This window comes from Sphingopyxis sp. BSN-002, assembly GCF_022024275.1.
Taxonomy (GTDB): domain Bacteria; phylum Pseudomonadota; class Alphaproteobacteria; order Sphingomonadales; family Sphingomonadaceae; genus Sphingopyxis.
Genome location: NZ_CP091804.1, coordinates 2,986,866 through 3,012,202, shown reverse-complemented (window position 1 = coordinate 3,012,202; position 25,337 = coordinate 2,986,866). Strand labels below are relative to the sequence as shown.

Below are 25,337 nucleotides of genomic sequence, written 5' to 3'. Positions count from 1 at the left end.
GGCATGAGCGAACAAACATTGCGCATCAGCTTCATCGGAACCGGCGTCATGGGCGGTCCGATGGCGGGGCACCTCGCGAAAGCGGGCCACAGCCTCACCGTCTATAACCGCACCCGGGCGAAGGCCGATGCGTGGGTTGCGCTTTATGGCGGCGTGGCGGCATCGACCCCGGCCGAGGCTGCGGCGGACGCCGACGTCGTCCTGACCTGCGTCGGCAACGACGACGACCTTGCACAGGTGACGCTCGGCCGCGACGGAGCGTTCCGGGCGATGAAGAAGGGCGCGCTGTTTATCGATCACACCACCGTTTCGGCGCGCATCGCACGCCAGCTGTCGGTCGAGGCCGACGGGCTCGGCCTGCTTTGCGTCGACGCCCCCGTCTCGGGCGGCGAGGCGGGCGCGCAGAATGGTACGCTCTCGGCGATGTGCGGCGGCACCAAGGCCGCCTTCGCCGCCGCCGAGCCGGTGATGAAGGCCTATTCGGCGCGCATGGTTCATATCGGCGGCCCCGGCGCGGGGCAGACGACAAAGATGGTCAACCAGATCGCGATCGCCGGCGTGCTGCAGGGCCTCTCCGAAGCACTCCGTTTCGCGCAAGCCTCGCGGCTCGACACCGACAAGGTGTTCGAGGCGGTCTCGGGCGGCGCCGCGGCAAGCTGGCAGATGCTCAACCGCTGGGGCACGATGGCGAAGGACGAATTCGATTTCGGTTTCGCGGTCGACTGGATGCGCAAGGATCTGGGCCTCGCGATCGAGGAGGCGCGCGTCAACGGCGCGACTTTGCCCGTCGCCAGCCTCGTCGACCAGTTCTACGCCGATGTGCAGAAGCTCGGCAACGGCCGCCGCGACACCAGCTCGCTCGTGACGAGGCTGAAGAAGTGAAGCGCCTCGCCCTCGCCTCGCTCGCGCTGCTGATCGCCACGCCCGCGCACGCCGACACGCTCGTCGACAATGTCAACGGCATCACCCTCGACAAGGACGGCAAGGTCGTCCGCTTCACGGGCATGCTCATCGACAGCCAGGGCAAGGTCAAACAGCTGCTCGACCGCAAGGACAAGCGCCCCGAGCGTCCCGACTTCAAGGAAGACGGCAAGGGCCGCACGCTGATCCCCGGCCTGATCGACGCGCACGGCCATATCATGGGGCTTGGCTTTCAGCTGATGCTGCTTGATCTCAGCGGCACGACCAGCCTCGCCGAGGCACAGGCCGCAATCAGGAAATACGCCGACGAGAATCCCGAAATGCCGTGGATCATCGGCTTCGGCTGGAATCAGGAAAAATGGGGCCTCGGCCGCTTCCCGACCGCCGCCGATCTCGACGCGGTCGTGCCGGGCCGCGCGGTGTGGCTTGAACGCGTCGACGGTCACGCCGGCTGGGCGAATAGCGCGGCGATGACCGCCGCCAAGGTAACCCCGACCACCAAGGCGCCCGACGGCGGCCGTATCGAAATGGCGGGCGGCAAGCCCAGCGGCGTCTTCGTCGACGCCGCGATGAGCCTGATCGACGGCGCCAAGCCCAAGCCGCTCGCCCGCGACCTCGACCGCGCCTTTCTGCTCGCGCAGCAGAAGCTGATGTCGCAGGGGATCACCAGCATCGCCGACATGGGCACCTCGATCGCCGAATGGCAGGCATACCGCCGCGCCGGCGACAAGAAGCAGCTCGCGATCCGTATCCTTTCCTATGGCGGCGACATCGACAATATGGCGCTGATCGCGGGCAGCGAACCGACCCCGTGGCTCTATGACGACAAGCTGCGCATGGTCGGGGTGAAGCTCTATCTCGACGGTGCGCTCGGGTCGCGCGGCGCATGGCTGAAGGCACCCTACAGCGACGCCCCCGGACAGAAGGGCCTGCCGCTCCTGACGCCCGCGCAGCTCCGCAACAAGATGGTCCGCGCGTCGATGGACAAGTTCCAGGTCGCGATCCACGCGATCGGCGATGCTGCCAATGCGGAGGCGCTCGACGCGATCGACGATCTCAGCCGCGACCTTCCCGGCGAGCGCCGCTGGCGCATCGAACATGCGCAGATCGTCGATCCCGTGGACATCCCGCGCTTCGCCCAGTTGAAGGTCATCGCGTCGATGCAGCCAACCCACCAGACGAGCGACCGGCTGATGGCCGAAGCGCGGCTCGGGCCCGACCGGCTCAAGGGCGCCTATGCGTGGCGCAGCATGGAGAAGGCCGGCGTCCGCCTCGCTTTCGGGTCGGACGTTCCGGTCGAGAGCGCGAACCCCTTTCCCGGTATCGCCGCCGCGATCTCGCGCACCGACGCCGCGGGCCAGCCGGTCGGCGGCTGGCATCCCGAGGAAACGGTGAGCCGTGAAAGCGCGCTCGACGGTTTCACCCGCACCGCAGCTTATGCCGCCTTTGCCGAAGACCGGCTCGGCACGCTGATGCCCGGGATGCGCGCCGATTTCGTGATGCTGGAATCGGATCCGTTGCTCGCGAGCCCCGACGAGATCCGCAAGATGACCCCGCTCGAAACCTGGATCGGCGGCTATCGCTATTACAAGAAGAGCGAGGGCGGGACCGTTGGCCGGTGACACACCGTCACGCCGCGCCGTCCTGACCGGTCTCGCGTCGCTTCCGATGACGACCGCAGCCGTCGCGGCCGAACGCAAGTCGAAGAAGCGCAAGCCGGCGCGTCCGAAGGTCCAGCACGTCGACGTCGCGATCATCGGCGCGGGCGTCTTCGGCGCGTGGACCGCGTGGCACCTGCTCCGCGCCGGCAAGTCGGTCCGGCTGTTCGACGCCTATGGCGCGGGCCACTGGCGTGCCTCGTCGGGGGGCGAAAGCCGCGTCATCCGCATGGGATATGGCGCGGACACCATCTATTCGGACATGGCGAAGGACTCGCTCCAGTACTGGAAAGATCTTTCGGACACCGCGAGCATGCCGATCTTCCACAACACCGGCGTGCTGTGGTTTGCGCCGCAGGGCGACACCTATACGCAGCAGTCGCTCGACTGGTTCAAGGCGAACCGCATCGATCACGATCACGGCGACGTGAACTGGCTCCAGAAGAACTGGCGCCAGATCCAGTTCTATCAGGGCGAGACCGGCATCCTCGAAAAGGACAGCGGCGCGCTGATCGCCGGGCGCGGGGTGCAGGAAGTGATCGCCGACGCGCAGATCGAGGTCGAGCGCGTCGTCATGCCCGCGCCGCTGATCGCGAAGAAGATCAAGACGCATACACTGCCCGACGGCGGCACTGCCGACCATCTCGTCTATTGCGCCGGCCCGTGGCTCGCCGAGCTCTTCCCGCAGCAGCTCGGCGGCAAGATCGTCGCGACGCGGCAGGAAGTCTATCATTTCGGCGCGCCGCAGGGCGACACGCGCTTCACCCCCGCCGAGCTTCCGGTCTGGGCCGACTTCAACAACGGGCGCATCGTCTATGGCATCCCCGACCTCGAAGGCGCCGGGTTCAAGATCGCGATCGACGTCCATGGCCCGGTCGTCGACCCCGATACGCAGGACCGCGCCCCGACCCCGGCGGGTATCGCCGAGGCGCGCGCCTATATCGCGCAGCGCTTTCCCGGCCTGACCGACGCCCCGCTCATCGGCGCGCGCGTCTGCCAGTATGAGAACAGTTCGAACGGCGACTATCTGATCGACCGGCTGCCCGGACAGGACCGCATCTGGCTGGTCGGCGGCGGGTCGGGACACGGGTTCAAGAACGGACCCGCGGTCGGCAAGCGCGTCGCCGCGCATATCCTCGACCCGATGCTGCCGGTCGAACCGCGCTTCAGCTACGCCACCAAGGGTGCGGTCGCGGCGCGGACAGTATTCTAGCTTACGACGGGGGACCGGGGTGCGCCTGACCGATTGCCATAATATCGACGACTTCCGCGCGCTTGCGAAGCGCCGCCTGCCCTGGCCGGTGTTCGACTATATCGACGGCGCCGCCGACGACGAGGTCACGCGCCGCCGCAACCGCGACGCCTTCGACCGCTGCGACCTCGTCCCCCGCGTGCTGGCCGGGGTCGAGAGCATCGACATGAAGACGACGCTGTTCGGGCGCGAGATGGCGATGCCGCTTTTCCTCTCGCCGACCGCGCTCCAGCGCCTGTTCCACTGGCAGGGCGAGCGCGCCGTGCTCCGCGCGGCGGCGAACGCCGGCACCGTCGCCGGCATCTCCAGCCTCGCGACGATCGGCCTCGCCGAGGCGGGCGCGCTGACCGACGGCCCCAAGCTCTTCCAGCTCTATGTCCACCACGACGAGGGGCTCAACAAGGCGATGCTCGACGCCGCGCGCGACGCGAAGTTCGACGCGGTCGCGCTGACCGTCGACACGATCGTCGGCGGCAATCGCGAACGCTGCCTGCGCTCGGGCTTCACCTCGCCGCCGCGTTTCACGGCGCGCAACATGCTGAGCTATGCGATCAAGCCCGGCTGGGGCCTGAACTATGTCCTTCGCGAAAAGTTCAGCCTGCCGAACCTCGCGACGCATGTGTCCGAGGGATCGAGCGTGCCCAAGTCGGTCGCCGAATATTTCACCTCGATGCTCGACCAGAGCCTCGACTGGAAACGCGCCGAGGCGATCCGCAAGCAATGGGACGGTCCCTTCTGCCTGAAGGGCATCGCCGCGGTCGAGGATGCGAAGCGCGCGGTCGACATCGGCGCGACCGCGATCATGGTGTCAAACCACGGCGGGCGCCAGCTCGACGGCAGCATCTCGCCTTTCGATGCGCTCGCCGAGATCGTCGATGCGGTCGGCGACAGGATCGAGGTGATCTGCGACGGCGGCATCACGCGCGGCACGCATGTGCTGAAGGCGCTGTCGGTCGGCGCCAAGGCCTGTTCGGGCGGGCGCCTCTATCTCTACGCGCTCGCCGCGGCGGGCGAGGACGGCGTCAGCCGCGCCGTCGGGCTGCTCCGCGCCGAGATCGAACGCGGGATGAAATTGATGGGGGCCAAAACCCTTGCGGATCTCGGTCCCCACAATCTGCGCTGGCGGTAATCGCCCTATTCGCCGCTGACGTCGCTTGCGAGCAGCGATCCGTCCGTCTCGCTGAAACAATAGACCATATTTGCGCCCAGCACGCCGCCCTTGGGCTCAAGGCTGACGCATCGCTGGCCATTCAGCGAGAAGGATACCGGGATGCGCGTCCCGCGTTGTTTCGCGACGCTGATCCCGTTCTCCCTGGCACCCAGCTCCAGCGCTTTTGTTTCGAACGGGTCTTCGCGGTAGGTCGTCAGCAATATCCTGTCTTCAAGCTCGGCCTTCCGCCTGTCAAAGACCACGCAGAGTATTGCCGACGCGCAAATGGCACCCGCCAGAAACCACAACAAGCTCCTGCCCATAGGTCTCCTTTCGCTTGAAAGAGCCCCCGGCTTTCGCCGGGGGCCGTGGATCAGGCCGCAACAGCCCCTTCCTTCTTGCCGAGCCCGCCCCAGTCGATGTTGCGCGTCATATACATCACGCCCGCGAGCGCGAAGAACATCAGCACCGACCCGATCAGCAGCGAGTAGGCCTCGAGGTTGAGCAGCACATAGAGCAAGGCGTAAAGCCCGATCAGCATCGCCGCGAGGAAGCGCGCGCGCTTCCAGCTCTTCAGCACCGCCGCGCTATAGAAGGTCAGCAGCCCGATGATGCCCGCCGATGCGAGCATATAGGCCGGCGTGAAGCCGATCACCTCCGCAAACGCCAGCAGCAGCACGAAGAACAGCACCAGCGCCACCCCGGTCAGCAGATATTCCGCCGCCGCGACCCTTGCGCCCGCGATGATGTCGAACATCAGGAAGGCGACGAAGGTGAAGCCGATGAACAGGAAGCCGTATTTGATGCTGCGGTCGACCTGGCTGTAGAGATCGACCGGTTCGACGAGGCTTATCGCGACCGCCTTCGCGGTGCCGCCCGAACTTTCGGCGCCGGCATTGTCCGCCGCCGCCGAAACCTCGACCGCCACCGGATCGGCGTAGCGCGTACCGTTGGCGTAGTTGGTCTGCACCGGCGGCGACAGGTCGCCGGTCAGCACCTGCGCCTGTCCGAGCGCGAGGTTCGGGATCGCATAGGTCGCGGTAAAGCCGCTGCCCGTCACGCTGCGTTTCGCCGGCAGGAAGTCGCCGCCGAAGCTCGGGTTCGGCCAGCTCGACTTGACCGTCCAGCGCGTATCGACCCCGCGCGGGATCAGCTTGAAATCGCCGAGACCCCGCACGCCGATCCTGTAATCGATCTTCAGCGGCGCCGCGCCGGTCCAGTCGACGAAGGCGAATGTGCCCGAATTGCCGGTCGAGGCGAGCCCCTTGCCCGGCTGCAGCGCCACCGGCGTGCCGTTCACCGACAGGCTGTTGCCGTCGACGAGCCCGCGCGCGTCGCTGATGCCCAGACGCACTTCGGCGCGGTCGAGCATCAGCGCCTCGCGCGTCACGCCATAGCGGGCGATATCCGCAGGGAGCACGAAATCGGCGCTTCCCGAAATCTGGCTTTCATAGACGACGGTCTCATAGATCGCCTTGCGCCGCTTCTCGGGCCGGATCGTGACGTCGGCCTTGTTCGCCTGCGGCGAGAGATAGAGGTTGCGGATGAAGGTCGCGGTCCGCGTCACGTCGCGGCCATTCTCCTGCACCGTCGTCGTTTCGGTCGACCGATAGGGGATGACGATCACCGGACCGCCGATCGTCTGCTGGCCGCCCCAGCCCTGCCCGATCGAGGCTTGCGCCGTCTCGGCCTGCTGCTGGCGATCCCAGAGCAGGCCATAGACCATCAGGAGGGGCACCATCAGCGCGACCGCGATCAGCACCGCGATCACCAGCTTGACGCCGGGGCTGCGCTCGCCGCTGCGCGGCGGAGGGCCGGGAGGAAGCGAAGGCTTGTCGGGGGATTGAGAGGCTTGAGAGTTTTGAGGCATGGGGGGTCAGCTCCAACTATTCAACTCGTCGATGAAACTGCACGGTTCATCGACGATCGTCAAGCCGGGTTGCGGCGAAGCGGTTCGGAGCCTCGCGGCGCAGGAATCCGTCGCACACGAAAAAGGGGACGGCTTCCCCCCCAGAAGCCGCCCCCTCGAGCGCGTGGTCGCTGACCAGCTCAGGCGATCAGAAAGAAACGCCGAGCGTAAAGACCACGGTCGGATCGAAAAGCGTGTCGACGGCCTTGATGCCCGTCTTCTTGATGTCGGTATCGATATACTGGACCGACAGCGTTGCCGGACCCGCGGCGAACGAGGCGCCGAGCGACCAGTCGAGATAATTGCCACCCGGGGCCAGCGCACCGAGCGAGCCGTCGGTATAGCCGATCGACGAGGTCAGCGTGACCGGCGAGTCCGGAATCGCATAGCCGAGGCCGAGGTTCAGATAGATATTGTCGTCGCTGCCCAGCGAATTCTGGTCGGGGGCGTAAGCGACGGTGCCGGTTGCCGACACCGGACCGATGTCGTGCGACAGCTTGCCGATGATTTCGACATAGTTCGCCGGGCCGGCGCCCTGCTGGTGATCGGGATAGGCATAGAGCGTGACGCCGACGTCGACGGTGGTGCCGGGTGCGATCTCGGTTGCATAGCCGCCATAGAGGTCGAGCTCGAACTTGCCGTAGAGCGGGCTGTCGGGAAGCGTCGAGCCCCATGCGCCGACATAGAAGCCGCTTTCGTGGGTCAGCGTGATCGTCGGCTGAACCTCGACCTTCTCGTTCGACAGCGAAATGCCGCGGAAGCGATAGTCGGAGACGACCGAAACGCCGCCCGACAGCGTGAACGGGCCGCTGGCTTCGGCTTCTTCTTCCTGGGCGAAAGCGGGGGTCGACAGGGCCGACGCGGCGAGCAGCATGCCGTAGCAGGCTTTGGTGAGAAACTTCATGGGTGATCCCCTATCTTATCGGAACGGATCGTCCCACCTGCCGTGCGCGTCCATACCTCTATCGCGGGCCTGTGACGACGAACGGAGACTTGATTGCGGATATTGCTGCAACGCACAAACGGAAAATTGCGCGGAAAGCCGATTCCGCGAACAACTGTGTCTTTCGCGCAACAGCTGTGGCCCATGCGCTTGCGCTTTGCCAAGCGCCGCGCGGACAGCTAAAGAGCGGCGCATATCCCCCCTGCTGACGAGCCATATTCATGAGCGATCACAATCCCGGCCTGCGCCCCTGGCGCGACATCGCACGGCGCACCAGCCGCCAGATCATGGTCGGCAACGTTCCCGTCGGCGGCGGCGCCCCGATCACGGTTCAGACGATGACGAACACGCTGACGAGTGACGCGGTCGCGACGATCGACCAGATCCGCCGCTGCGAAGAGGCCGGCGCCGATCTGATCCGCGTCTCGTGCCCTGACACCGATTCGACCGCGGCGCTCGGCAAGATCGTCCGTGCCGCGCGCATCCCGATCATCGCCGACATCCACTTTCACTATAAGCGAGCATTGGAAGCCGCCGACGCCGGTGCGGCGTGCCTGCGCATCAACCCCGGCAACATCGGTTCGTCAGAGCGGGTCGGCGAGGTCGTCCGCGCCGCGAAGGCGAACGGCTGCGCGATCCGCATCGGGGTCAACGCGGGCAGCCTCGAGAAGGACCTGCTGGAGAAATATGGCGAACCCTGCCCCGAGGCGCTCGTCGAAAGCGCGCTCGACCATATCAAGCTGCTGCAGGACCACGACTTCTACGAATATAAGGTCGCGGTGAAGGCGAGCGACGTCTTTCTCGCGGTCGCGGCCTATATGCAGCTCGCCGACGCCGTCGACTGCCCGCTCCACCTCGGCATCACCGAGGCCGGCGGCCTGATCGGCGGCACCGTCAAATCGGCGCTCGGCATCGGCAATCTCCTCTGGGGCGGCGTTGGCGACACGATCCGCGTCAGCCTGTCGGCCGAACCCGAAGAGGAAGTCCGCGTCGGCTACGAAATCCTCAAGACCCTCGGCCTCCGCACCCGCGGCGTCCGCGTCGTCTCCTGTCCCAGCTGCGCGCGGCAGGGCTTCGACGTCATCCGCACCGTCCAGGCGCTCGAAGATGCGCTGAGCCACATCAAGACCCCGATGTCGCTCTCGGTCCTCGGCTGTGTCGTCAACGGCCCCGGCGAGGCGCGCGAAACCGACATCGGCATCACCGGCGGCGGCAACGGCAAGCACATGGTCTATCTATCCGGCGTCACCGACCATCATGTCGAGGATTCCGACATGATCCAGCACATCGTCAGGCTGGTCGAAGCCAAGGCGGCCGAGATCGACGCCGGCAGCGCGGTGAGCATGGACACGCTCCACGGCAAGGCGGCGTGAAGACCGGGACCGCCCTTCCGCCCGTCAGGCGCGAGAGCGAAGCCACCGGCGCGGTGGCGACCGGCGCCGCGGCGACCGGGTCGGCCGCCGCCGGCATGATGATCCTCGGCGCCGCAGCACTCGGTGCACTTGCCGTCGGGGCCCTCGCCATCGGGCATCTCCGCATCGGCAAGGCACGCATCCGCAAGCTTCGCATCGACGAACTCGAAGTCGGAAAGATCATCCGGATCGGTGACAACAAGTCCTGACATCGCGGCCCGTTTTCCTATTTCCCGCTGGCCGGAAGCCCCTGTTTTGACTAGCAATTAGGCTGGCAATAGGGGGAGGAGTGCATGACGAGCGGAAACCCGCAAAACTTGCCGGCGCGCATTGCGGCCGTTTTCCGCACCCTCTTTTCCGCGGTCGGCGAATATCTGGCGCGCAGCATCGACCTCTTCCGGATCGGCCCGCTCGTCGTCGCGCTCGTGGTCATCCCCGAATTCCTCCAGCATATCGCCGAAATCCACATCGGCATGTTCGACAGCCTCGAATATGGTCGCACCGTCGCCAACGACCCGCTGCGCATGGGCTTCGGCTATGTGAAGCTCACCGGCCTCGCGCTCGCCTTCATCGCCTCGGCGCGCTTCTGGTGGTGCCGGACGCACGGAGGGCGCTGGTACGACATCCGGCAGATCGCATGGGGGCGGCTGGTCGTCGGCTTCCTCCTGTTCATGGTGGTCGGGTCGGGCGGCAAGCTCTTTCGAATGTTCGGCGAGGAACCGCCGGTGGCCGCCACGATCGTCTTTACCCTGCTGTCGCTTCCCTTCCTGTTCGTGATGCTCGCGGGCCTGTTCGGCGATCGGGCGCTCCCCGCGAAGACGCTCGTGACAAAAAGCTGGCCCTGGGTCCTGTTGCTCGCGCTGCTCGCACCGCTGGGCTTCGCACCGCTCGCATGGCTTCACAGCAGGAACCATTATTGGGCGATGGGCGAACAGGACGCCATCATCTGGGCGCTGATGATCTTCGACTCGCTCGTCGTCGGTCTGATGGCCTCGTCGGTGGGTGCGGCCCTGTTCGTCGCCTACAATCGCTTCCGCGGGGCACAAACCGGGGCCTGAGGATTCCGATCCGCATCGCGATGCTGGCCGGCCGCCGGCGAAAGCCCGTTTGACAGCGGCAGCCGCGCACGACAGGACGAGCCAATGATGCGCCTTTTCCGCCTGATCCTGCTTCTCCTGATCGCGGCGGCGCCGATTGCGCCTTCCGCCGCGCGCGAGCCCGAACCGATCGACAGGCGCGACTTCACCTGCCCGCTCGGCGGCCAGCGATTCACCCAGGAGGTCGGCTATTCGGCTTTCGCGCTGATCACGCTTCCCGACGGTAGCTGGCTCGGCGATCCGCTGATGGATGTGCAGATACCGCGCTGCCCGGAGAACGGCCTTGTCATCCTTCCCGACTTCGCGGCGATGCAGGCGAACGCAAGCGACCGGATGATCTATGGCGACTATGATGCGGCGGAGCGTGCGCGCCTTCCGGCGCTTATCGCCGATCCGGCGTATCGGGCGCTCGCCTCCGACAATCGCTACGCGCAGGCCTATTGGCTCGCGACGCAGCTGGGCCGGCCGGCTTCGATGCGCTTCCACCTCCTCCAGCGGTCGAGCTGGGCAACGACCGATCCCGCCCTGCGCCAGCGCCGCGTCGCGGCGTTCGCGGCCGATGCCGCGGCGCTGGTCGAGGCGATGGACGAACCCCCGGCGGCGAAGCGCGCGAATCTTTTCTACGTCGTCAACGCGCTGCGCGAACTCGGCCGGTTCGACGCGGCGCTCGCGCTGCTCGACAGGATCGAGGCGGACGGCCCCATCCCCGGCATCGCCAGCCCCGATGACATGTTCGCGCCCGAACCTGCCGGAGGACCGATGCGTGCCGTCATCGTCGCCGGCGACGACGACCGTTACCCGGTCGGGCTGCTCGACCGGCGCATGGCAAACGACAAATGCTCGGGCGCCGTGCAATATCCCCCCTACGACCAGCGCACGACAAAGACCGAGGCCGCCTGCGCCCGGCGCAAGGCGGCCGCCGATGCGGAGGAGGCCGCCTTCGAGGAGGCGATGCGCGTCGGCGAGAATCCGGCCGAACGCGACCGGCTGTGCGCCGCCACGCCCGAAGACCGGCGCAGCGCCGGGCTGGCGCAGGCGTGCGACTTCGCGAAGAGCGACCGCGACGAAGCGGAGGGACGTGCGATGGCGATGCAGGGTCAGGTCACCGCCACGCGCTGTGAGGCGACCCCCGAAAATAAACGCGACGGGGCGCTCCGCTTTGCCTGCGTCAGCTATGACATATTGGTCGAATCGCGGCTCGGCCAGATGCTCGCCGCCGACGAGGATGCCTATGCCATATTGTGCGGCGGCGACGGCGAACATGACTATCCCGATCGCGACGCCCGGGTAAGTCTTGCCTGCCAGTCGGCAAGCCGCGACCGCACCGATCGCGCCGTGGAAAAGCTGCTCGAAGATGGCGCCGCGCTCGACGTGCGATGCGCAGGCGTCGGCGACGACGAAACCGACGTCGCGCTCTATCTCGCGTGCAGCAATCGCGAAAAGGCGCGGCAAGGCGCGCGAATCGAAAAGCTCGCGACCGACGATGCCGCCTACAGGCGCGAATGCGCGCGGTTCGGCGACAAGGCGCGCGACCTGCTTGCAAGCGACGCCAGCGACACCGAAATCGTCTGCTATCACGCGCGGTATCGTCGCAGCCATCCGCAAGACACGGGCAAGGGGTGGACCGTCTACGCCCCGCTCGACACGATCGACGTCGAAGATGCGGATCCGGCCACAAATGCCGCCGTCGCAGCCGCCGGCGAAGCGGCCGAAGCGGCGAGAGCAGCACTCGTCGGGATAAATCCCGCGCTGCGCGACGGCTCCGGACTCGACGTCGCGGCGCAGGCTGCCGCGACGTCGATCGTCGCAAAAGCCAAGGCCGAAAAAACCTATCCCCGCCGCCCCGAAGGACAGCTCGATTGACCCTGACCATCCGCTCTGCAACGCCTGCCGACCTGCCGCTCATCGCGCAGTTCATCCGCGACCTCGCCGACTATGAAAAGCTCGCGCACGAAGTCCGCTTCGACGAGGCGAAGCTTGGTGCGAACCTCTTCGGCCCGCGTCCCTATGCCGAGGTCGTGATCGGAGAGATCGATGGCGCGGCGCAGGGCTTCGCGCTCTTCTTCCACAATTTCTCGACCTTCGAGGGACGCCCCGGCATCTACCTCGAAGATCTGTTCGTCCGCCCTGAAGCGCGCGGCTCGGGGCTCGGCAAGGCACTGCTCGCGCATCTCGCCAAACTCTGCGTCGAGCGCGACTGCGCACGCCTCGAATGGTGGGTGCTCGACTGGAACACCCCGTCGATCGGCTTCTATCAGAGCCTCGGCGCGAAGCTGATGGACGAATGGACCGTGATGCGCGTCGACGGCGACGCGCTCACGGCCCTCGCGGGATCAGCCGCCTGACGGTTTCGCCGCGCGCGGCCTCCGCCGCTCCATCGGCCATTTCGGCATATACGCGTCGGACAGCGTCTTCGCCTCGGCGGGCGCGACGCCCAGTTCGGTCAGCGCGCGCACCAGCGCGTCGGCGGGTGCAACGGCGATGTCGGGCTGCACGCCGTCGCCTTCCCAGTCCTTGCCGGTCTTCGGGTCATAAGTGCGGCCGACCGGAATGAAGGCGCCGTATCCGCCCCCGATATCCTCGCCGCGCCCGAAGTGATTGGCGCCTGCGGTCGGCGCCCCGATCAGCACGCCGCGCCCGGTCGATTTCATGGTCAGCGCAAAATGCTCGGCGGCAGAGGCGCTCGCGCCCGAGGTGAGCACATAGATTTTCGCCCCCTTCAGTCGCTTGTCGCCATTCGGCGTCACCCAATGCTCGCGCGTCACCATCCCGGCGTCGCCCTTGACCATCCGCATCGAGGCGATGCCGTCGATCGGCGATCCGCCCTCGGCATCGACCGAGGCGCGCGTCGCCATCGTCACCAGCCGCGTCGGCTTGTCGAAGATCCATGGAAAGATGACGTCCATCTGTTCCAGCCCGCCACCATTGTGCGTGCGGATGTCGAAGATGATCGCCTTCGCGTCGGCATGGTCGGCCATGAACTTCGCCGCCTCGGCGGTCACTGCGGCATCGTTCGGGAAGACGTTGAAGCGCACGAAGGCGATCCCCGGCGCGATCCAGCCCCCCTGCTCGACCGGCGGCTTGACCGGGCGCGGGGCGGGCGCTGCGGAGCCGGGACCGGCGGGGGCCGATACCGCGCCCTCGGGAATGCGAAGTCGCAGATGGCCATCGACCGCGACGGCATTCACATCGGCGTCGATCGCGCTGCCCAGCGCTTCGCCCGACAGCGTCCGGTAGCGTCCGGCCTTGATGCCCGCGCGCAGCGCCGCGGCATAACGCTTGCCCGTCTCGGGATAGACATAGTCGCGCTCGAGCAGCGCGGCATATTTTTCGGCGATGGCATCGCCGCTGGCCTCATCGGCGGCAAGGGCCGGCGGCGGCGCGATCAGGGGCGCCGCGACCATCGCGGCCGCGATCAGCAGGCCGGGTAAAAGACGCGAAGAACGAATCATTGTTGAGCTCCAATCCAACCCCGGATCGGCAATGTGTATCACATACGTAATACAGATCAACTACAAATGTAGTCGATCTACTTTTTCCGTGCGAACCAGATCAGGACGACGCCGACCGCCACGAGAATCGCGCCGTTGCGCGTCCACACCGCATCGCCGAGCATGAAACTGCTTGCGGGCCAGTGCACGATGTCCAGCCCCTGCAGCATCCACAAGCCGCCCATCAGGATCGCCGCGACGCCGACGATCGCCATAAGCCCCTTCACTGCGCCCATGACCGCCTCCTCATTTTCGTTGCAGCCCGATCAGCGGCCGCAGCCAGCCGATGGTGCGCCCGATCGCATAGAAAAGCCAGCAGCCGAGTGCGGTGACTGCGACGAGGATGACGAACGAGGGCAGCGCCGCGACACCCGCCTGCAGAAGGTACCAGCCGGCCACGACGATGATCGTCTGGTGAATGATGTAGAAGGGAAAGACCGCCTCGGCGAGCATCGCGCGTTTCGGATGGTCGTGGTTCCACCAGCGGTCGGCGATCCCGACGAGCGCGACGATCGTCGCCCAGCCCTGTATCTGTCGCGCGACATGGAACATCGTCACCGCCCACACGGGTGCGCGCGTGTCGCCCGGCCAGGTCCATTCGACCCATCCGACGGGCAGGAATGCCAGCACGGCGAGCACGACCGCGACCGTCCAGCAGCGCGCGACCGCCCCGAACAGCACCGGCCGCACGCGCAGCAGCCAGCCCACCCCGAACGCGGCGAGATAATGAAGATGCGACGGCCCGTCGTCGAACAGCGCATGCGTCTCGTCATGATCCGGAAAGGCGCCATAGACGGCGAGCCACCACAGCATCGGGACGATCAGCAATCCCCATCCGCCGAGCAGCCGTGCCGCACCGTCGGCGATCTTTGCGCGCGCATCGCCCGGAACCACCGCGAGCAGGAAGGCCGCGAGCATCGTATAGGCCCACAGATAGACGACGAACCACAGATGCTGCCACGTCGGCAGCACGATCCCGTCGAGCTTGCCGAAGCGGAAATAATCCTGCACCCAGAAATGGAGGAAGCCATGCGCATAGCCATGCTGCCCCATCAGCTCGATCCACGGCTGCGGCGGCACCACGAAGACGATCGCAAAGGCGAGCGGGATCAGCAGCCGCGCGCTCCGCGACCGCGCAAACGCCCCCGCTCCGCCGAGCTTGGCGGTCAGCGCCGCGCTCGCATAGCCCGAGACGAGGAACAGCAAGGGCAGGCGCCAGCCGTTCGTCGCCAGCATCGGGATTGCGACCCAGTCGATCGTCGGGTCGATCTTCACATGCCAGCCCCACGGCACGAAATACATGCCGACATGATAGAAGATCAGCAGCGCGAACGCCCCGATGCGCAGCCAGTCCATGCCGAGATGGCGTCCGGCCGATGCGGTCGCCATCAGGCGAGTGCCCGCCAGGCCAGTTCGGCAAACTCGCACAGCAAGGGCCGCGTATCGCGCGGGTCGATGATATCCTCGACCCCGTATTTCTCCGCCGTCCGAAACGGCGAGCGCACGCGGTTCAATCGCTCGCGGATCGCCTCCAGATGTGCGGCCGGATCCTCCGCGGCCTCCAGCTCGCTCTTGTACGCGACCTCGACCCCGCCCTCGATCGGCAGGCTGCCCCAGTCGCCCGACGGCCAGGCGAAGCGGTACTGGAAGCGCTCGGCGTTCGACATCGCGCTCCCCGCGATCCCGTAGGCGCGGCGCACGACGACCGAGGCAAGCGGCACCGTCGCGCGGTAGATCGCGTTCATCGCCTGCACCCCGTACCGGATCGTCCCCGTCCGTTCGGCCTCGCCGCCGATCATGAAGCCGGGGTTGTCGACAAGGTGGACGATCGGCAGGCGGAACTGGTCGGCCATCTTCACGAAACGCTCGGCCTTCTCGCTCGTCTTCGCGTCCCACGATCCGCCGAGATACGACGGATCGCTCGCGAGCACCGCGACCGGATAGCCGTCAAGCCGCGCAAAGGCGGTGATCACCGCCCGCCCCCAACGCGCACCCATCTCGAAAAAGCTGCCTTGATCGAACACCGCGTTCGCGATGCGCCGCATCGAATAGACCTGTTTGGCCTCGCGCGGCACGACCGACAGCAAAGCCTCCTCGCGCCGGTCGACCGGATCGCTGCACGCTATGCGCTGCGCCCGGTCGTGGATCGACGACGGCAGGTACGACAGGAACCGCCGCGCCGCCGCGAACGCCTCGGCCTCCGATCCGACCTCGTCGTCGACGACGCCGTTGCGCGTATGGACATCGACCCCGCCCAGTTCCTCACGGTCGAGCGTGTCGCCGATCGCCGCCGCGACCGCCGGCCCCGCCGCGAACAGCTGCGACAGCCCGCGTACCATCACGCTGTAATGGCTCGCAACCACCCGCGCGGCACCCAGCCCCGCGGTTGGCCCGAGCGCGAGCGCGACCACCGGCACCGTGTCGAGGTTGGCGATGATCTGGTCCCAGCCGGGGACGTGCGGAATATAGGTATAGCCCATATCCTCCAGCGTCTTCACCGACCCGCCGCCGCCGGTGCCGTCGATCATGCGGATCAGCGGCAGCCGATATTCATGCGCCATCGCCTCGCACTGCACGAACTTGCGGTGCAGCGCCGCATCGGCCGCACCTCCGCGCACGGTGAAATCGTCGGCGCTGGCGACCACCGGCCGCCCGTCGATATTCGCGCGCCCGAAGATGAAATTGCTCGCGGCCAGATCCTCCAGCTCGCCATCGGCCCCATAGGTGCCGCGCCCCGCGATCTTGCCGATCTCGCGAAAGCTGCCCGGATCGACGATCCCCGCGAGCCTTGCCCGCGCATCCATCTTGCCGCGGCTGTGCTGGCGCGCGACCTTCTCTTCGCCGCCCATCTTCTCGGCCATCGCACGGCGTCGGCCGAGTTCGTCGATCTCTTTTTCCCAGCTCATGCAAGGGAAGCTAACTGACGTTGACGGAAACGTCATGCAAAACCTATCGTCAGCGCATGACGCGCAAACTCGGCCTCCTTCTAGCCACCGCCCTGCTCCCGCTGGCGCCCGTAGCGGCCACCGAACCGGGCACGATGCCGGGCGTCGCCGAGCCTTACAGGACCACCGCCTTCGATCCCGCCGTCGACCCGATGGCGGCGATCGACGCCGCGCTCGCCACGGCGAAAGCGTCGGGCAAACCCGTGCTGCTCGTGATGGGGACGAACGGCTGCCACGACAGCGCCTGGCTCGCGAACCTGCTCGGCACCGATCGCTTCGCGCCCGTCCGCGCGCGCTACGCGATCGTCTATGCCGATATCGGCATGCCGCACATCGAAGGCCGGGGCCGTCACCCGGAAGTACCCAAACGCTTCGGTTTCAGGATCAAGGGCACCCCGACCGTCGCGATCCTCGATGCCGACGGCCATGTCCTCAATCGCAAGAAGGCGCCCAAATGGCGCAACGCCGCGAACCGCAGCGACGACGACATCTATAACGAACTGATGAACTAGGGAGAGCGATATGGCCGATATGAATCTCGCGGGGCGCGTCGCGCTCGTCACCGGTGCCTCGCGCGGGATCGGCCGCGGCATCGCGCTCGGGCTCGCCGAAGCCGGCGCCGACGTCGCGGTCAACTACACCCGCGGCGAGGACGCCGCCGCCGAGACCGTCGCCGCGATCGAGGCGCTCGGCCGCAAGGCAAAGGCCTATCAGGCGTCGGTCGCCGACGAGGCCGCGTGCGCCGCGATGGTCGCCGCGGTCGAGGCCGATTTCGGCCCCATGTCGATCCTCGTCAACAATGCCGGCATCGCCAGCCGCGGGCTGTCGGTCGCCGACACCACGCCCGAGGAAGTCGACAAGCTGTTCGCGGTCCACGCCGCCGGCCCGCACCGCCTGTCGCGCCTCGCGCTGCCGCAGCTTCGCCAGCATGAACGCAGCGACATCATCGTGATCTCGAGCATCGCGACGTACCACAACTCGCCGAACGGCGCCCCCTACACGATGGCGAAGGCGGCGGGCGAAGCGCTCGCGATCACCCTCGCGAAGGAGGAGCTGAAAAACGGCGTCCGCGTCAACATCGTCGCCCCGGCACTCACCGTCAGCGACATGGGCGAGAAGCTCTCGCGCGCGGTTACCGGCAATGAAGACATCCATCACCTCGCGAGCAAGATGCCTTTCGGCCGCGTCGCCGTCCCCGCCGACGTCGCAGCGGCGGTCGTGTGGTTCGTCAGCGACGCGAACCCCTATTGCTCGGGGCAAAAGCTCAACATCGACGGTGCAGGGCAGGCGACCTTTCGGTGATGGCGCGCCGCTCAATTCTTGCTGGTCTCGCCGCTATGATCGGCATGGGCGCAAAACAGACGAACGCAAAGGAGGAGTCGGCCTTTCCACCGGTTCCCAAATGGCGTCCCTCCTTCGATCAGCCGCTCAACCGGATCATTGACCGCATGAACTATTATGCAAACGGGACGCGCGACTTCGCCGTCTTGCGCCATGGGACATGCGTAGTTCTGGAATCAGGGCTCAACGATGCGGCCGCCCGCACGGCGGCACTGCAAGTGATCGACAGGATTTTCAACGCACATCCCGATATGAATCCGACGCCTATGGATGACGGCAACGTCCTCGTTTCGTACAACCACCCGGCGGCGAATGTCGTCCTCAGCGATATTGCGAAGGCTCACTGGGCAGAAGTCGAGGCGAATCACCTCGACGGCCTCGCGACTTCGGAAGTGCTGATTACGCCGCTCGGGCCGAACAAGTTCGACGATTTCGGAAAGCAGGCCTTACTGGGCCGGAGCTATTTCTTCATGGATGCACAGGCGCCCGAGGTCGCCCTGATACATCGCCACGAGTGATCTGCTCGCTACCGGAAGCACTTCATCACACCATCCGGTCGCCCCGGATGTGCAAGTCCGAACCCCTCCGCTACAGCCCCGCAATGCGCCCCGATTCGCCCTCCCCCGTCGTCCCGTTCCTGATCGCCTGCGCGGGGATCGCGACCTTTTCGACGATGGACGTGCTGATGAAACAGCTGTCGATCGATCTCGGCTCGTACAACGCCGTGCTCTGGCGGACCGGGACCGGGACGATCCTCAGCGGCATCGTCTATCTCGCGACGCGCCCGGCGCTTCCCGATCGCGCCACGATGCGGATCCACGCGTGGCGCGCATTGTTCGTCGCGGGGATGGCAATCACCTTCTTCTGGGCGCTCGCGCGGCTGCCGATGGCGGAGGCGATCGCGCTCGCCTTCGTCGCCCCGCTGATGACGCTCTACATGGCGGCGATCTTCCTCGGCGAGACGATCGGGCCGCGCTCGATCGCAGCGTCGCTGCTCGGGCTTCTCGGCGTGATCGTCATCGTCGCGGGCAAGCTCGGCGGCAACGACTATGCGCCCGAGGCCTTGTGGGCGGTCGGCGCCGTGTTCCTGTCGGCGGTCTTTTACGCCTATAACCTGATCCTCGCGCGGCGGCAGGCGAAGATGGCCGAGCCGATGGAAATCGCCTTCTACCAGAATTTCTTCGTGACCCTGTTCCTCGCCTTCGGCGCGCCGTGGTTTGCCGTTTTCCCCGGCCTCGACCACGCACCCGCAATTACCGGCGCGGCGGTGCTCGCCACGCTGTCGTTGCTGCTCCTGAGCTGGGCCTATGCTCGTGCCGAGGCGCAGATTCTTGCGACGACCGAATATACCGGCTTCCTCTGGGCGATGCTGTTCGGCTGGGTCTTCTACAACGAACCCGTCACCTGGCCGACGATCGCGGGCGCGGTGCTGATCGTCGCCGCGTGCCTGATCGTCGCGCGCAAGACCCCGCACGGCGATCCGGTCGAGCCGGCGGCGGCGTGACTCGATCCTCCCCTCCCGCTTGCGGGAGGGGCAGCGAGACTTGCGGGCCCGCTCGCTAGTCGCAGCGGGGTGGGCCTTTCCCACGCCGCTGCCCACCCCCAGCCCCTCCCGCAAGCGGGAGGGGAGCAGGTCAAACCGCCGCGCGGGAAAGTCGGTCGTTGATCGCGGCGCCCAGCCCGTCCATCGGGATCGCGGCAACGGCGATCTTCGTCTTCGCGCTCGCCGCGCCTGCATGGAGCGCATCGAACAGCCGTGCCGCTGCCTCGGTCAGGTCGCCCGCTTCGCTCAGGCTGTAATCGCCCGCCAATGCCCCAAACCCGATCCCGAACTCGTCCGCCTCAAAATCGGTCGCCCCCAGCCGCACCGGCTTCCCCGGCGCATAATGGCTCGCAAGCATCCCCGGCGCGACGATCTCCGATCCTTTCACGCCGGCAACCGGCAGCCCGGTCGCGTCGCCCAGCATCTCGGCCGTCACGGGCCCCGGCCGCAGCATTTCGACCGCGCCGCCTTTCACCCGCACGATCGTCGATTCCACGCCCGCCGTCGTCGGCCCGTCGTCGATCACCAGCGCGATCCGGCCGTCGAGGCTCGCGAGCACATGTTCGGCTTTCGTCGGGCTCACCTTCCCGCTCGCATTCGCGCTAGGCGCCGCGAGCGGCGCGCCGGTTGCCGCGAGCAAGGCCTGCATCGCCCGGTGCCCCGGCACACGCAGCGCGATGGTACCCAGCCCCGCCGTCGCGATGCTCGCCACCGGACAGTCTGCGGTGCGCGGCACGACGATCGTCAGCGGCCCCGGCCAAAACCGTTCAGCGAGCTGACGCTCGACCTCGCCGAACATGCCGAGCCGCTCGGCCGCCGCCAGATCGGTCACATGGACGATCAGCGGATTGAAATCGGGCCGCCCCTTCGCGGCATAGATGCGCGCAACGGCCTCGGCATTGCGGGCATCGGCGGCGAGGCCGTAAACCGTCTCGGTCGGCACCGCGACCGGCTGCCCCTCCCCGACAAGCCCCCCGGCGCGCGCGATTGCCTCCGCGCCGAACGGGCGGATATCGGTGGTCAGGGGCGTTTGACCGTCGGCCATGCCGCGCTATAGCGCCCGCGCAACGATATTCATCAGGAAAGTCGGCACCGCATGACTTATACGCCGCCCGTCACCGAGCAACTGTTCGTCCTCGATCATATCGCGCGCATCGACGCGATGGCCGCGCATGACAAATATGCCGCCGCCACGCCCGACATGGTCGAGGCGATCGTTACCGGCATCGGCGACTTCGCGGCCGAGGTCTATGCCCCGCTCAACCGCGTCGGCGACGTCACCAACCCGAAGTGGCAGGACGGCAAGGTCACCATGCCTCCCGGGTTTCGCGACGCCTATCAGCAGTTCGTCGCGGCGGGCTGGGGCAGCCTCGACGGCCCCGGCGCCTATGGCGGGCAGGAGCTGCCCTTCACGCTCGCCGCCGTGGCGATCGAGGCGCTCGGCACCGCGAACATGGGCTTCACCCTCTGTCCGATCCTGACCGCGGGCGCGATCCATGCGCTGATGGCCTATGGCACCGAGGAGCAGCGCCAGACCTGGCTCCCCAAACTGGTCACCGGCGAGTGGAACGGCACGATGAACCTGACCGAGCCCAGCGCGGGCAGCGACGTCGGCGCACTCCGCTCGACCGCAGAGAAAGTAACCGACGGTCCGAACGCCGGCCTCTACCGGGTCAAGGGCCAGAAGATCTTCATCACCTTCGGCGAGCACGACCTCACCGACAATATCGTCCACCTCGTCCTCGCGCGGACGCCCGGTGCACCCGAGGGGACGCGGGGCATATCGCTCTTCCTCGTTCCCAAATACCGCCTCGACGATGCGGGCAATCCGACCATCCCGAACGGCGTCCACTGCGCCTCGATCGAGCACAAGCTCGGCATCCACGGCTCGCCGACCGCGGTGATGGTCTATGGCGAGGGCGAGGATTGCCTCGGCGAGATCGTCGGCGGCGAAATGGGCGGCATGAAGGCGATGTTCGTCATGATGAACAACGCGCGCCTGATGGTCGGCTGTCAGGGCGCCCAGATCGCCGAGCGTGCGCTGCAACAGGCGCAGCGCTACGCCGCCGAGCGCGTCCAGTCGTCGCTTGCGGGCGCCGCCGATCGCACCCCGGTAACGATCGAGCATCACCCCGACGTCAAGCGCATGCTCTGGCGGATGCGCGCACAGACCGAGGCCGCCCGCGCGCTTATCTATTATGCCGCGGCGCAGACCGACTTCGGCAAGCTCGGCGATGAAGCCGCCGCGCTTCGCTCGGACGTCCTCATCCCGCTGGCAAAGGCGCATGCGACCGACATCGGCTGCGAGGTCGCCAGCATCGGCGTGCAGGTCCATGGCGGCATGGGCTTCATCGAGGAAACCGGCGCCGCGCAGCATTACCGCGACGCGCGCATCGCCCCGATCTACGAGGGCACCAACGGCATCCAGGCCGCCGACCTCGTCGGGCGCAAGCTCGGCCTCGCCGGCGGCGACGGGGTGCGCAGCCTGATCGACGACATCGCGCGCGGCGCCGCCGATTTCCCGCAGCTCGCCGAACTCGCCGAGGCCTGCCGCCATGTGACCGACTGGCTCGAACAGGCGAACACCGCCGACCGGCTCGCGGGCAGCTATCCCTATCTCACCATGCTCTCGACGGCGACGTGCGGCTGGCTGATGGCCATCCAGCACCAGGCGGCAAAGGCCGGGATTGCGGCGAACGAAGGCGACCGGGCGTTCCTCGAGGCCAAGCTCGTATCGACGCGCTTCTATCTGGAGCAGATCGTCCCTGCCGCGAGCGGCCTCGCCGCTTCGGCGCTGGCTGGCGACGCGGCGCTCGCGCCATTGCCCGCGATCGCCTGACTCCCGCGGAAATCCTTGCCGTTCGCGTGACGGACGGCGGCAAGATTCCGTTCATGATTAACGCGATGCTAACCAACCGGGTCTAGGGACGTCAGCGCAATCTTGCGGAGACGTGCGTGCCCATCAAGGTCAAGACCCTGATCATCAGCTGGCGAACGATCGGCCTGTCGCTTCTGCTCGCCGTCGTGGCTGGGCTGTCGTCGGTTGCCGAACCGATCGACCGCGTCATCGAAGCCGCCGTCGGCCGTTTGGCATGGCGGCCCGTATCGGGCGACATCGTCGTCGTCGCGCTCGACGACAGGACCATGGCGCATGCGCTGCGGGGAGATTTCTCGGCGGCGCAGCATGCACGCGTCATCAATGCGATCGACCGCGCGGGGGCGCGACGGCTGTTCGTCGATTTCACCTACGAACGCCGCCAGAGCGACCGCGACCTGCCCTTGCTGACCGACGCGGTGAAACGGATGAAGAGCCGGATCATACTGGCCGCATCTGCGAAGCTGGCGGCGGGAGACCGGATCGCCATGGCCAGTTTCCCGAGCCCCGCCTTCGGCAGCGATGCGCGGATCGCGACCATCGGGTGGAAATATGAATTCTGGCAGGTGTGGCGCATTCCGTTTGCCGTGGACATCGACGGCAAGTTGATTCCGAGCTTTTCGTCGGTCCTTGCCAATCGCCAACCGCAAAGCGCGGGCGTCTACGCACTCGACTATTCGTACAATGTCGACACGATCGCCAGCTACAGCGCGATCGACGTGATGAGCGGCAAGGTCGGCAGCCGTCAGCTCGCGGGCAAGGACGTCATCTTTGCCGCGACGTCCACGACCTTTCAGGACAATCATTATCTTCCGGGCAACAATCGCGTGCCCGGGGCTTTCATCCATCTGATCGGGGCCGAAACGCTCAAGCGCGGCATGCCCGCCGATATCGGCTGGATCCCGGGCTTCGCCCTGGCGGCGCTGGCCATGCTGGGCGCGATGCTGTTCCGGCGCGCGCGCTGGTTCACCGTGGCGGCGGTATCGACGATCCTGATCCTGGTCATCGCCAAGCTTGTCCTGATGGTCTCGCTGATCAGCGTTTCGATCGGCAGCGCCTGTTTCCTCGTCGCGGCGATCGGGACCAACGTCTCGCGCACCCGTGGCCGCCGGTCGGCACAGCACGAAAATCCCGTCTCGGGCCTGCCGAACTTCGAGGCGCTGCGCAGTCAGGCCTCGTTCGGCAGCGCGACGGTGATCGCGGCCAAGGTGGTCAATTTCGAGGATCTGGCCGCCTTCATTCCCGGCGACGGGATCGGCAAGCTGGTCGAACAGGTTACCCGCCGCCTTCAGCTCGCCTCGCAGGGCACCGCGCTGCATCACGATCTCGACGGCACCTTCGCCTGGCTCGTTCCCTATTATCAGCACAGCCAGATCGAGGGGCAGCTGGCGGGGCTTGCCGCGCTGTTCAACGCACCGCTGACGATCGGCGAATTGCGCGTTGACGTCGCGATCGCGTTCGGGGTGAACGACGAGTTCGAGGGTTCGAACGCCCAGCGGCTTGCCGCCGCGCTCGTCGCTGCGGAAAAGTCGATCCGGACCCGCTCGCTGTGGACCAAATATACGCCGCGCGAGAAGGACGATGCCGGCTGGCAACTGAGCTTCCATTCGCAGCTCGAGGACGCGCTCGCCGGCGGCGACATCTGGGTCGCCTTCCAGCCGCAATATGAGGTCGCGACGCGCAAGCTCGTCGGGCTGGAGGCGCTGGTGCGCTGGACCCACCCGACGCGCGGTCCCATTCCGCCCGACGAATTCATCGTCCAGGCGGAGAAGAGCCAGGACATCTACCGGCTCACCCTGTTCGTGATGGACCAGGCGATCCGTTCGGCGGCGCAGCTGCACGCGCGCGGGTTCGACATCCATATGTCGGTCAACCTGTCGGCCACCCTGCTCGACCATAGCGACCTCGTCGGCACGATCCGCGTCATGCTCACGGCGCACCACCTGCCGCCCGAGAAGCTGACGGTCGAGATTACCGAAACCGCGCAGATCGAAAACAGCCAGCAGGCACGCCAGACGCTGGCCCAGCTTCGTCGCGCCGGCGTCCGCCTGTCGATCGACGACTATGGGACCGGGCAGTCTAACCTCGAATATCTGACCGAGATCGAGGCCGACGAAATCAAGATCGACAAGCGATTCGTGATGACGATGCGCGATTCGCAGCGGAACCTCGAAGTCGTCAAATCGACGATCGACCTCGCCCATCGTCTTGGCGCCGTCGCCGTCGCCGAAGGCATTGAAGATGCGCCGACACTTTCACTTCTCGAACAATTGGGTTGTGATGTCGGTCAAGGTTATCTGCTTGGAAAGCCGCAGCTATTTTCCGAGCTGATCGACAGCCTTTCCGCCTCCCCCCACAGCAGGTCCGCCTGACTCCCAAAATGGTGGCAATTGTAAGAGGCATTTATAGTTAAGACTCGATTTACCTTACCTATTAAGGTATATGCTCCGTTAACTGTCCTGCGTAGACAGTGACCACAGGAGATCTGAAATGGGTTGGTTTTGGAAGTTCCTGGGCGGTGGCGGCGTCGGCAACGGCGGTGCTTCGGCCTAATCGGGAATAGAATTCAAAAGGGCTCCGGACATCGTCCGGGGCCCTTTTTCTTTGCCGGCCGGAGGCGCCGGTGTGCCGCCCGAGGGGCGGCATTTTTTGTGCCTCGCGTCCGCTCGCGCCAAGGCCCGCGGAAATGCTCGCGATCCTGCCTCCGACGCCCTGTTTCGCGCGACGAGACGAATCAAAATATCGACGAGTTGAGTCCCTAATCTGTCATTTACCGTCTTGCGTCCGCTCCCAGACGTGG

At 66.5% G+C, this 25,337-nt stretch carries 23 protein-coding genes; 15 read left to right on the top strand and 8 right to left on the bottom strand.

Annotated elements, in window-relative coordinates:
• Positions 1-3: 3 nt before the first annotated feature.
• From L7H23_RS14970 to L7H23_RS14955, 4 genes are read left to right on the top strand one after another with little or no spacing between them, the layout of a single operon-like run.
• Positions 4-882: an NAD(P)-dependent oxidoreductase gene (locus L7H23_RS14970; RefSeq protein ID WP_237836667.1), complete on the top strand. Its 879-nt coding sequence runs from the start codon at positions 4-6 to the stop codon at positions 880-882.
• On the top strand, positions 879-2,543 hold the full coding sequence (locus tag L7H23_RS14965; protein WP_237836666.1) for an amidohydrolase: 1,665 nt from the start codon (positions 879-881) through the stop codon (positions 2,541-2,543). The genes L7H23_RS14970 and L7H23_RS14965 overlap by 4 nt, the downstream gene beginning before the upstream one ends.
• Positions 2,533-3,792 carry an FAD-dependent oxidoreductase gene (locus L7H23_RS14960; RefSeq protein WP_237836665.1) on the top strand — a complete coding sequence of 420 codons (1,260 nt, stop codon included), beginning with the start codon at positions 2,533-2,535 and terminating at the stop codon, positions 3,790-3,792. The genes L7H23_RS14965 and L7H23_RS14960 overlap by 11 nt, the downstream gene beginning before the upstream one ends.
• 19 nt (positions 3,793-3,811) lie before the next feature.
• Positions 3,812-4,960, top strand: a complete 1,149-nt coding sequence (locus tag L7H23_RS14955) for an alpha-hydroxy acid oxidase (protein WP_237836664.1) — start codon at positions 3,812-3,814, stop codon at positions 4,958-4,960.
• Between the two features lie 5 nt (positions 4,961-4,965).
• Here L7H23_RS14955 and L7H23_RS14950 read toward each other — a convergent pair whose 3' ends face one another.
• The 3 genes from L7H23_RS14950 to L7H23_RS14940 all read right to left on the bottom strand — a co-directional run bounded on the left by L7H23_RS14950 (position 4,966) and on the right by L7H23_RS14940 (position 7,794).
• A complete protein-coding gene (locus L7H23_RS14950) occupies positions 4,966-5,304 on the bottom strand; it encodes a hypothetical protein (RefSeq protein ID WP_237836663.1) in 339 nt (112 codons plus the stop codon).
• A 50-nt stretch (positions 5,305-5,354) separates the two neighbouring features.
• Entirely contained in the window at positions 5,355-6,851 is a 1,497-nt protein-coding gene (gene creD / locus L7H23_RS14945) for a cell envelope integrity protein CreD (protein WP_237836662.1), read from the bottom strand.
• A 187-nt stretch (positions 6,852-7,038) separates the two neighbouring features.
• Positions 7,039-7,794, bottom strand: a complete 756-nt coding sequence (locus tag L7H23_RS14940; RefSeq protein WP_237836661.1) for a TorF family putative porin — start codon at positions 7,792-7,794, stop codon at positions 7,039-7,041.
• A gap of 260 nt (positions 7,795-8,054) precedes the next feature.
• On the opposite strand from L7H23_RS14940, the gene ispG reads away from it, so the two are divergent.
• The 5 genes from ispG to L7H23_RS14915 all read left to right on the top strand — a co-directional run bounded on the left by ispG (position 8,055) and on the right by L7H23_RS14915 (position 12,687).
• Positions 8,055-9,206 (top strand): flavodoxin-dependent (E)-4-hydroxy-3-methylbut-2-enyl-diphosphate synthase, encoded by a 1,152-nt coding sequence (gene ispG, locus L7H23_RS14935; protein ID WP_237836660.1) that lies wholly within the window; start codon positions 8,055-8,057, stop codon positions 9,204-9,206.
• Positions 9,203-9,454 (top strand): hypothetical protein, encoded by a 252-nt coding sequence (locus tag L7H23_RS14930; RefSeq protein ID WP_237836659.1) that lies wholly within the window; start codon positions 9,203-9,205, stop codon positions 9,452-9,454. Before ispG ends, L7H23_RS14930 begins: the two co-directional genes overlap by 4 nt.
• An 84-nt stretch (positions 9,455-9,538) precedes the next feature.
• Entirely contained in the window at positions 9,539-10,303 is a 765-nt protein-coding gene (locus L7H23_RS14925; protein ID WP_237836658.1) for a hypothetical protein, read from the top strand.
• Between the two features lie 84 nt (positions 10,304-10,387).
• Positions 10,388-12,205: a hypothetical protein gene (locus L7H23_RS14920; protein WP_237836657.1), complete on the top strand. Its 1,818-nt coding sequence runs from the start codon at positions 10,388-10,390 to the stop codon at positions 12,203-12,205.
• Complete coding sequence (locus L7H23_RS14915) at positions 12,202-12,687, top strand: GNAT family N-acetyltransferase (protein ID WP_237836656.1); 486 nt, start codon at positions 12,202-12,204, stop codon at positions 12,685-12,687. The genes L7H23_RS14920 and L7H23_RS14915 overlap by 4 nt, the downstream gene beginning before the upstream one ends.
• Here the strand turns inward: L7H23_RS14915 and L7H23_RS14910 are convergent.
• The 4 genes from L7H23_RS14910 to L7H23_RS14895 all read right to left on the bottom strand — a co-directional run bounded on the left by L7H23_RS14910 (position 12,676) and on the right by L7H23_RS14895 (position 16,739).
• Positions 12,676-13,794 carry a S41 family peptidase gene (locus L7H23_RS14910; RefSeq protein ID WP_237836655.1) on the bottom strand — a complete coding sequence of 373 codons (1,119 nt, stop codon included), beginning with the start codon at positions 13,792-13,794 and terminating at the stop codon, positions 12,676-12,678. The two genes, L7H23_RS14915 and L7H23_RS14910, sit on opposite strands and share 12 nt — an antisense overlap.
• Before the next feature lie 77 nt (positions 13,795-13,871).
• Complete coding sequence (locus L7H23_RS14905; protein ID WP_237836654.1) at positions 13,872-14,069, bottom strand: hypothetical protein; 198 nt, start codon at positions 14,067-14,069, stop codon at positions 13,872-13,874.
• Between the two features lie 10 nt (positions 14,070-14,079).
• The gene (locus L7H23_RS14900) at positions 14,080-15,222 is read right to left on the bottom strand and encodes an acyltransferase family protein (RefSeq protein ID WP_237836653.1); all 1,143 of its coding nucleotides are present in this window, start codon (positions 15,220-15,222) and stop codon (positions 14,080-14,082) included.
• Positions 15,222-16,739: a carboxyl transferase domain-containing protein gene (locus L7H23_RS14895; protein ID WP_237836652.1), complete on the bottom strand. Its 1,518-nt coding sequence runs from the start codon at positions 16,737-16,739 to the stop codon at positions 15,222-15,224. Before L7H23_RS14895 ends, L7H23_RS14900 begins: the two co-directional genes overlap by 1 nt.
• A gap of 56 nt (positions 16,740-16,795) precedes the next feature.
• Here L7H23_RS14895 and L7H23_RS14890 point away from each other — a divergent pair, with 56 nt between their 5' ends.
• From L7H23_RS14890 to L7H23_RS14875, 4 genes are all read left to right on the top strand, one after another.
• On the top strand, positions 16,796-17,290 hold the full coding sequence (locus L7H23_RS14890; protein ID WP_237836651.1) for a thioredoxin family protein: 495 nt from the start codon (positions 16,796-16,798) through the stop codon (positions 17,288-17,290).
• Between the two features lie 10 nt (positions 17,291-17,300).
• Entirely contained in the window at positions 17,301-18,080 is a 780-nt protein-coding gene (locus L7H23_RS14885) for an SDR family oxidoreductase (protein ID WP_237836650.1), read from the top strand.
• Positions 18,077-18,637 (top strand): hypothetical protein, encoded by a 561-nt coding sequence (locus L7H23_RS14880; RefSeq protein ID WP_237836649.1) that lies wholly within the window; start codon positions 18,077-18,079, stop codon positions 18,635-18,637. Before L7H23_RS14885 ends, L7H23_RS14880 begins: the two co-directional genes overlap by 4 nt.
• Positions 18,638-18,720: 83 nt before the next feature.
• Entirely contained in the window at positions 18,721-19,623 is a 903-nt protein-coding gene (locus tag L7H23_RS14875) for a DMT family transporter (protein WP_237836648.1), read from the top strand.
• A 130-nt stretch (positions 19,624-19,753) separates the two neighbouring features.
• Here L7H23_RS14875 and L7H23_RS14870 read toward each other — a convergent pair whose 3' ends face one another.
• Positions 19,754-20,707 carry an L-threonylcarbamoyladenylate synthase gene (locus tag L7H23_RS14870; protein ID WP_237836647.1) on the bottom strand — a complete coding sequence of 318 codons (954 nt, stop codon included), beginning with the start codon at positions 20,705-20,707 and terminating at the stop codon, positions 19,754-19,756.
• A 51-nt stretch (positions 20,708-20,758) separates the two neighbouring features.
• On the opposite strand from L7H23_RS14870, the gene L7H23_RS14865 reads away from it, so the two are divergent.
• Together L7H23_RS14865 and L7H23_RS14860 are read left to right on the top strand one after the other, a co-directional pair.
• The gene (locus L7H23_RS14865) at positions 20,759-22,501 is read left to right on the top strand and encodes an acyl-CoA dehydrogenase (protein ID WP_237836646.1); all 1,743 of its coding nucleotides are present in this window, start codon (positions 20,759-20,761) and stop codon (positions 22,499-22,501) included.
• 116 nt (positions 22,502-22,617) lie between these two features.
• Positions 22,618-24,909 (top strand): EAL domain-containing protein, encoded by a 2,292-nt coding sequence (locus L7H23_RS14860; protein ID WP_237836645.1) that lies wholly within the window; start codon positions 22,618-22,620, stop codon positions 24,907-24,909.
• The last annotated feature ends 428 nt before the right edge of the window (positions 24,910-25,337 follow it).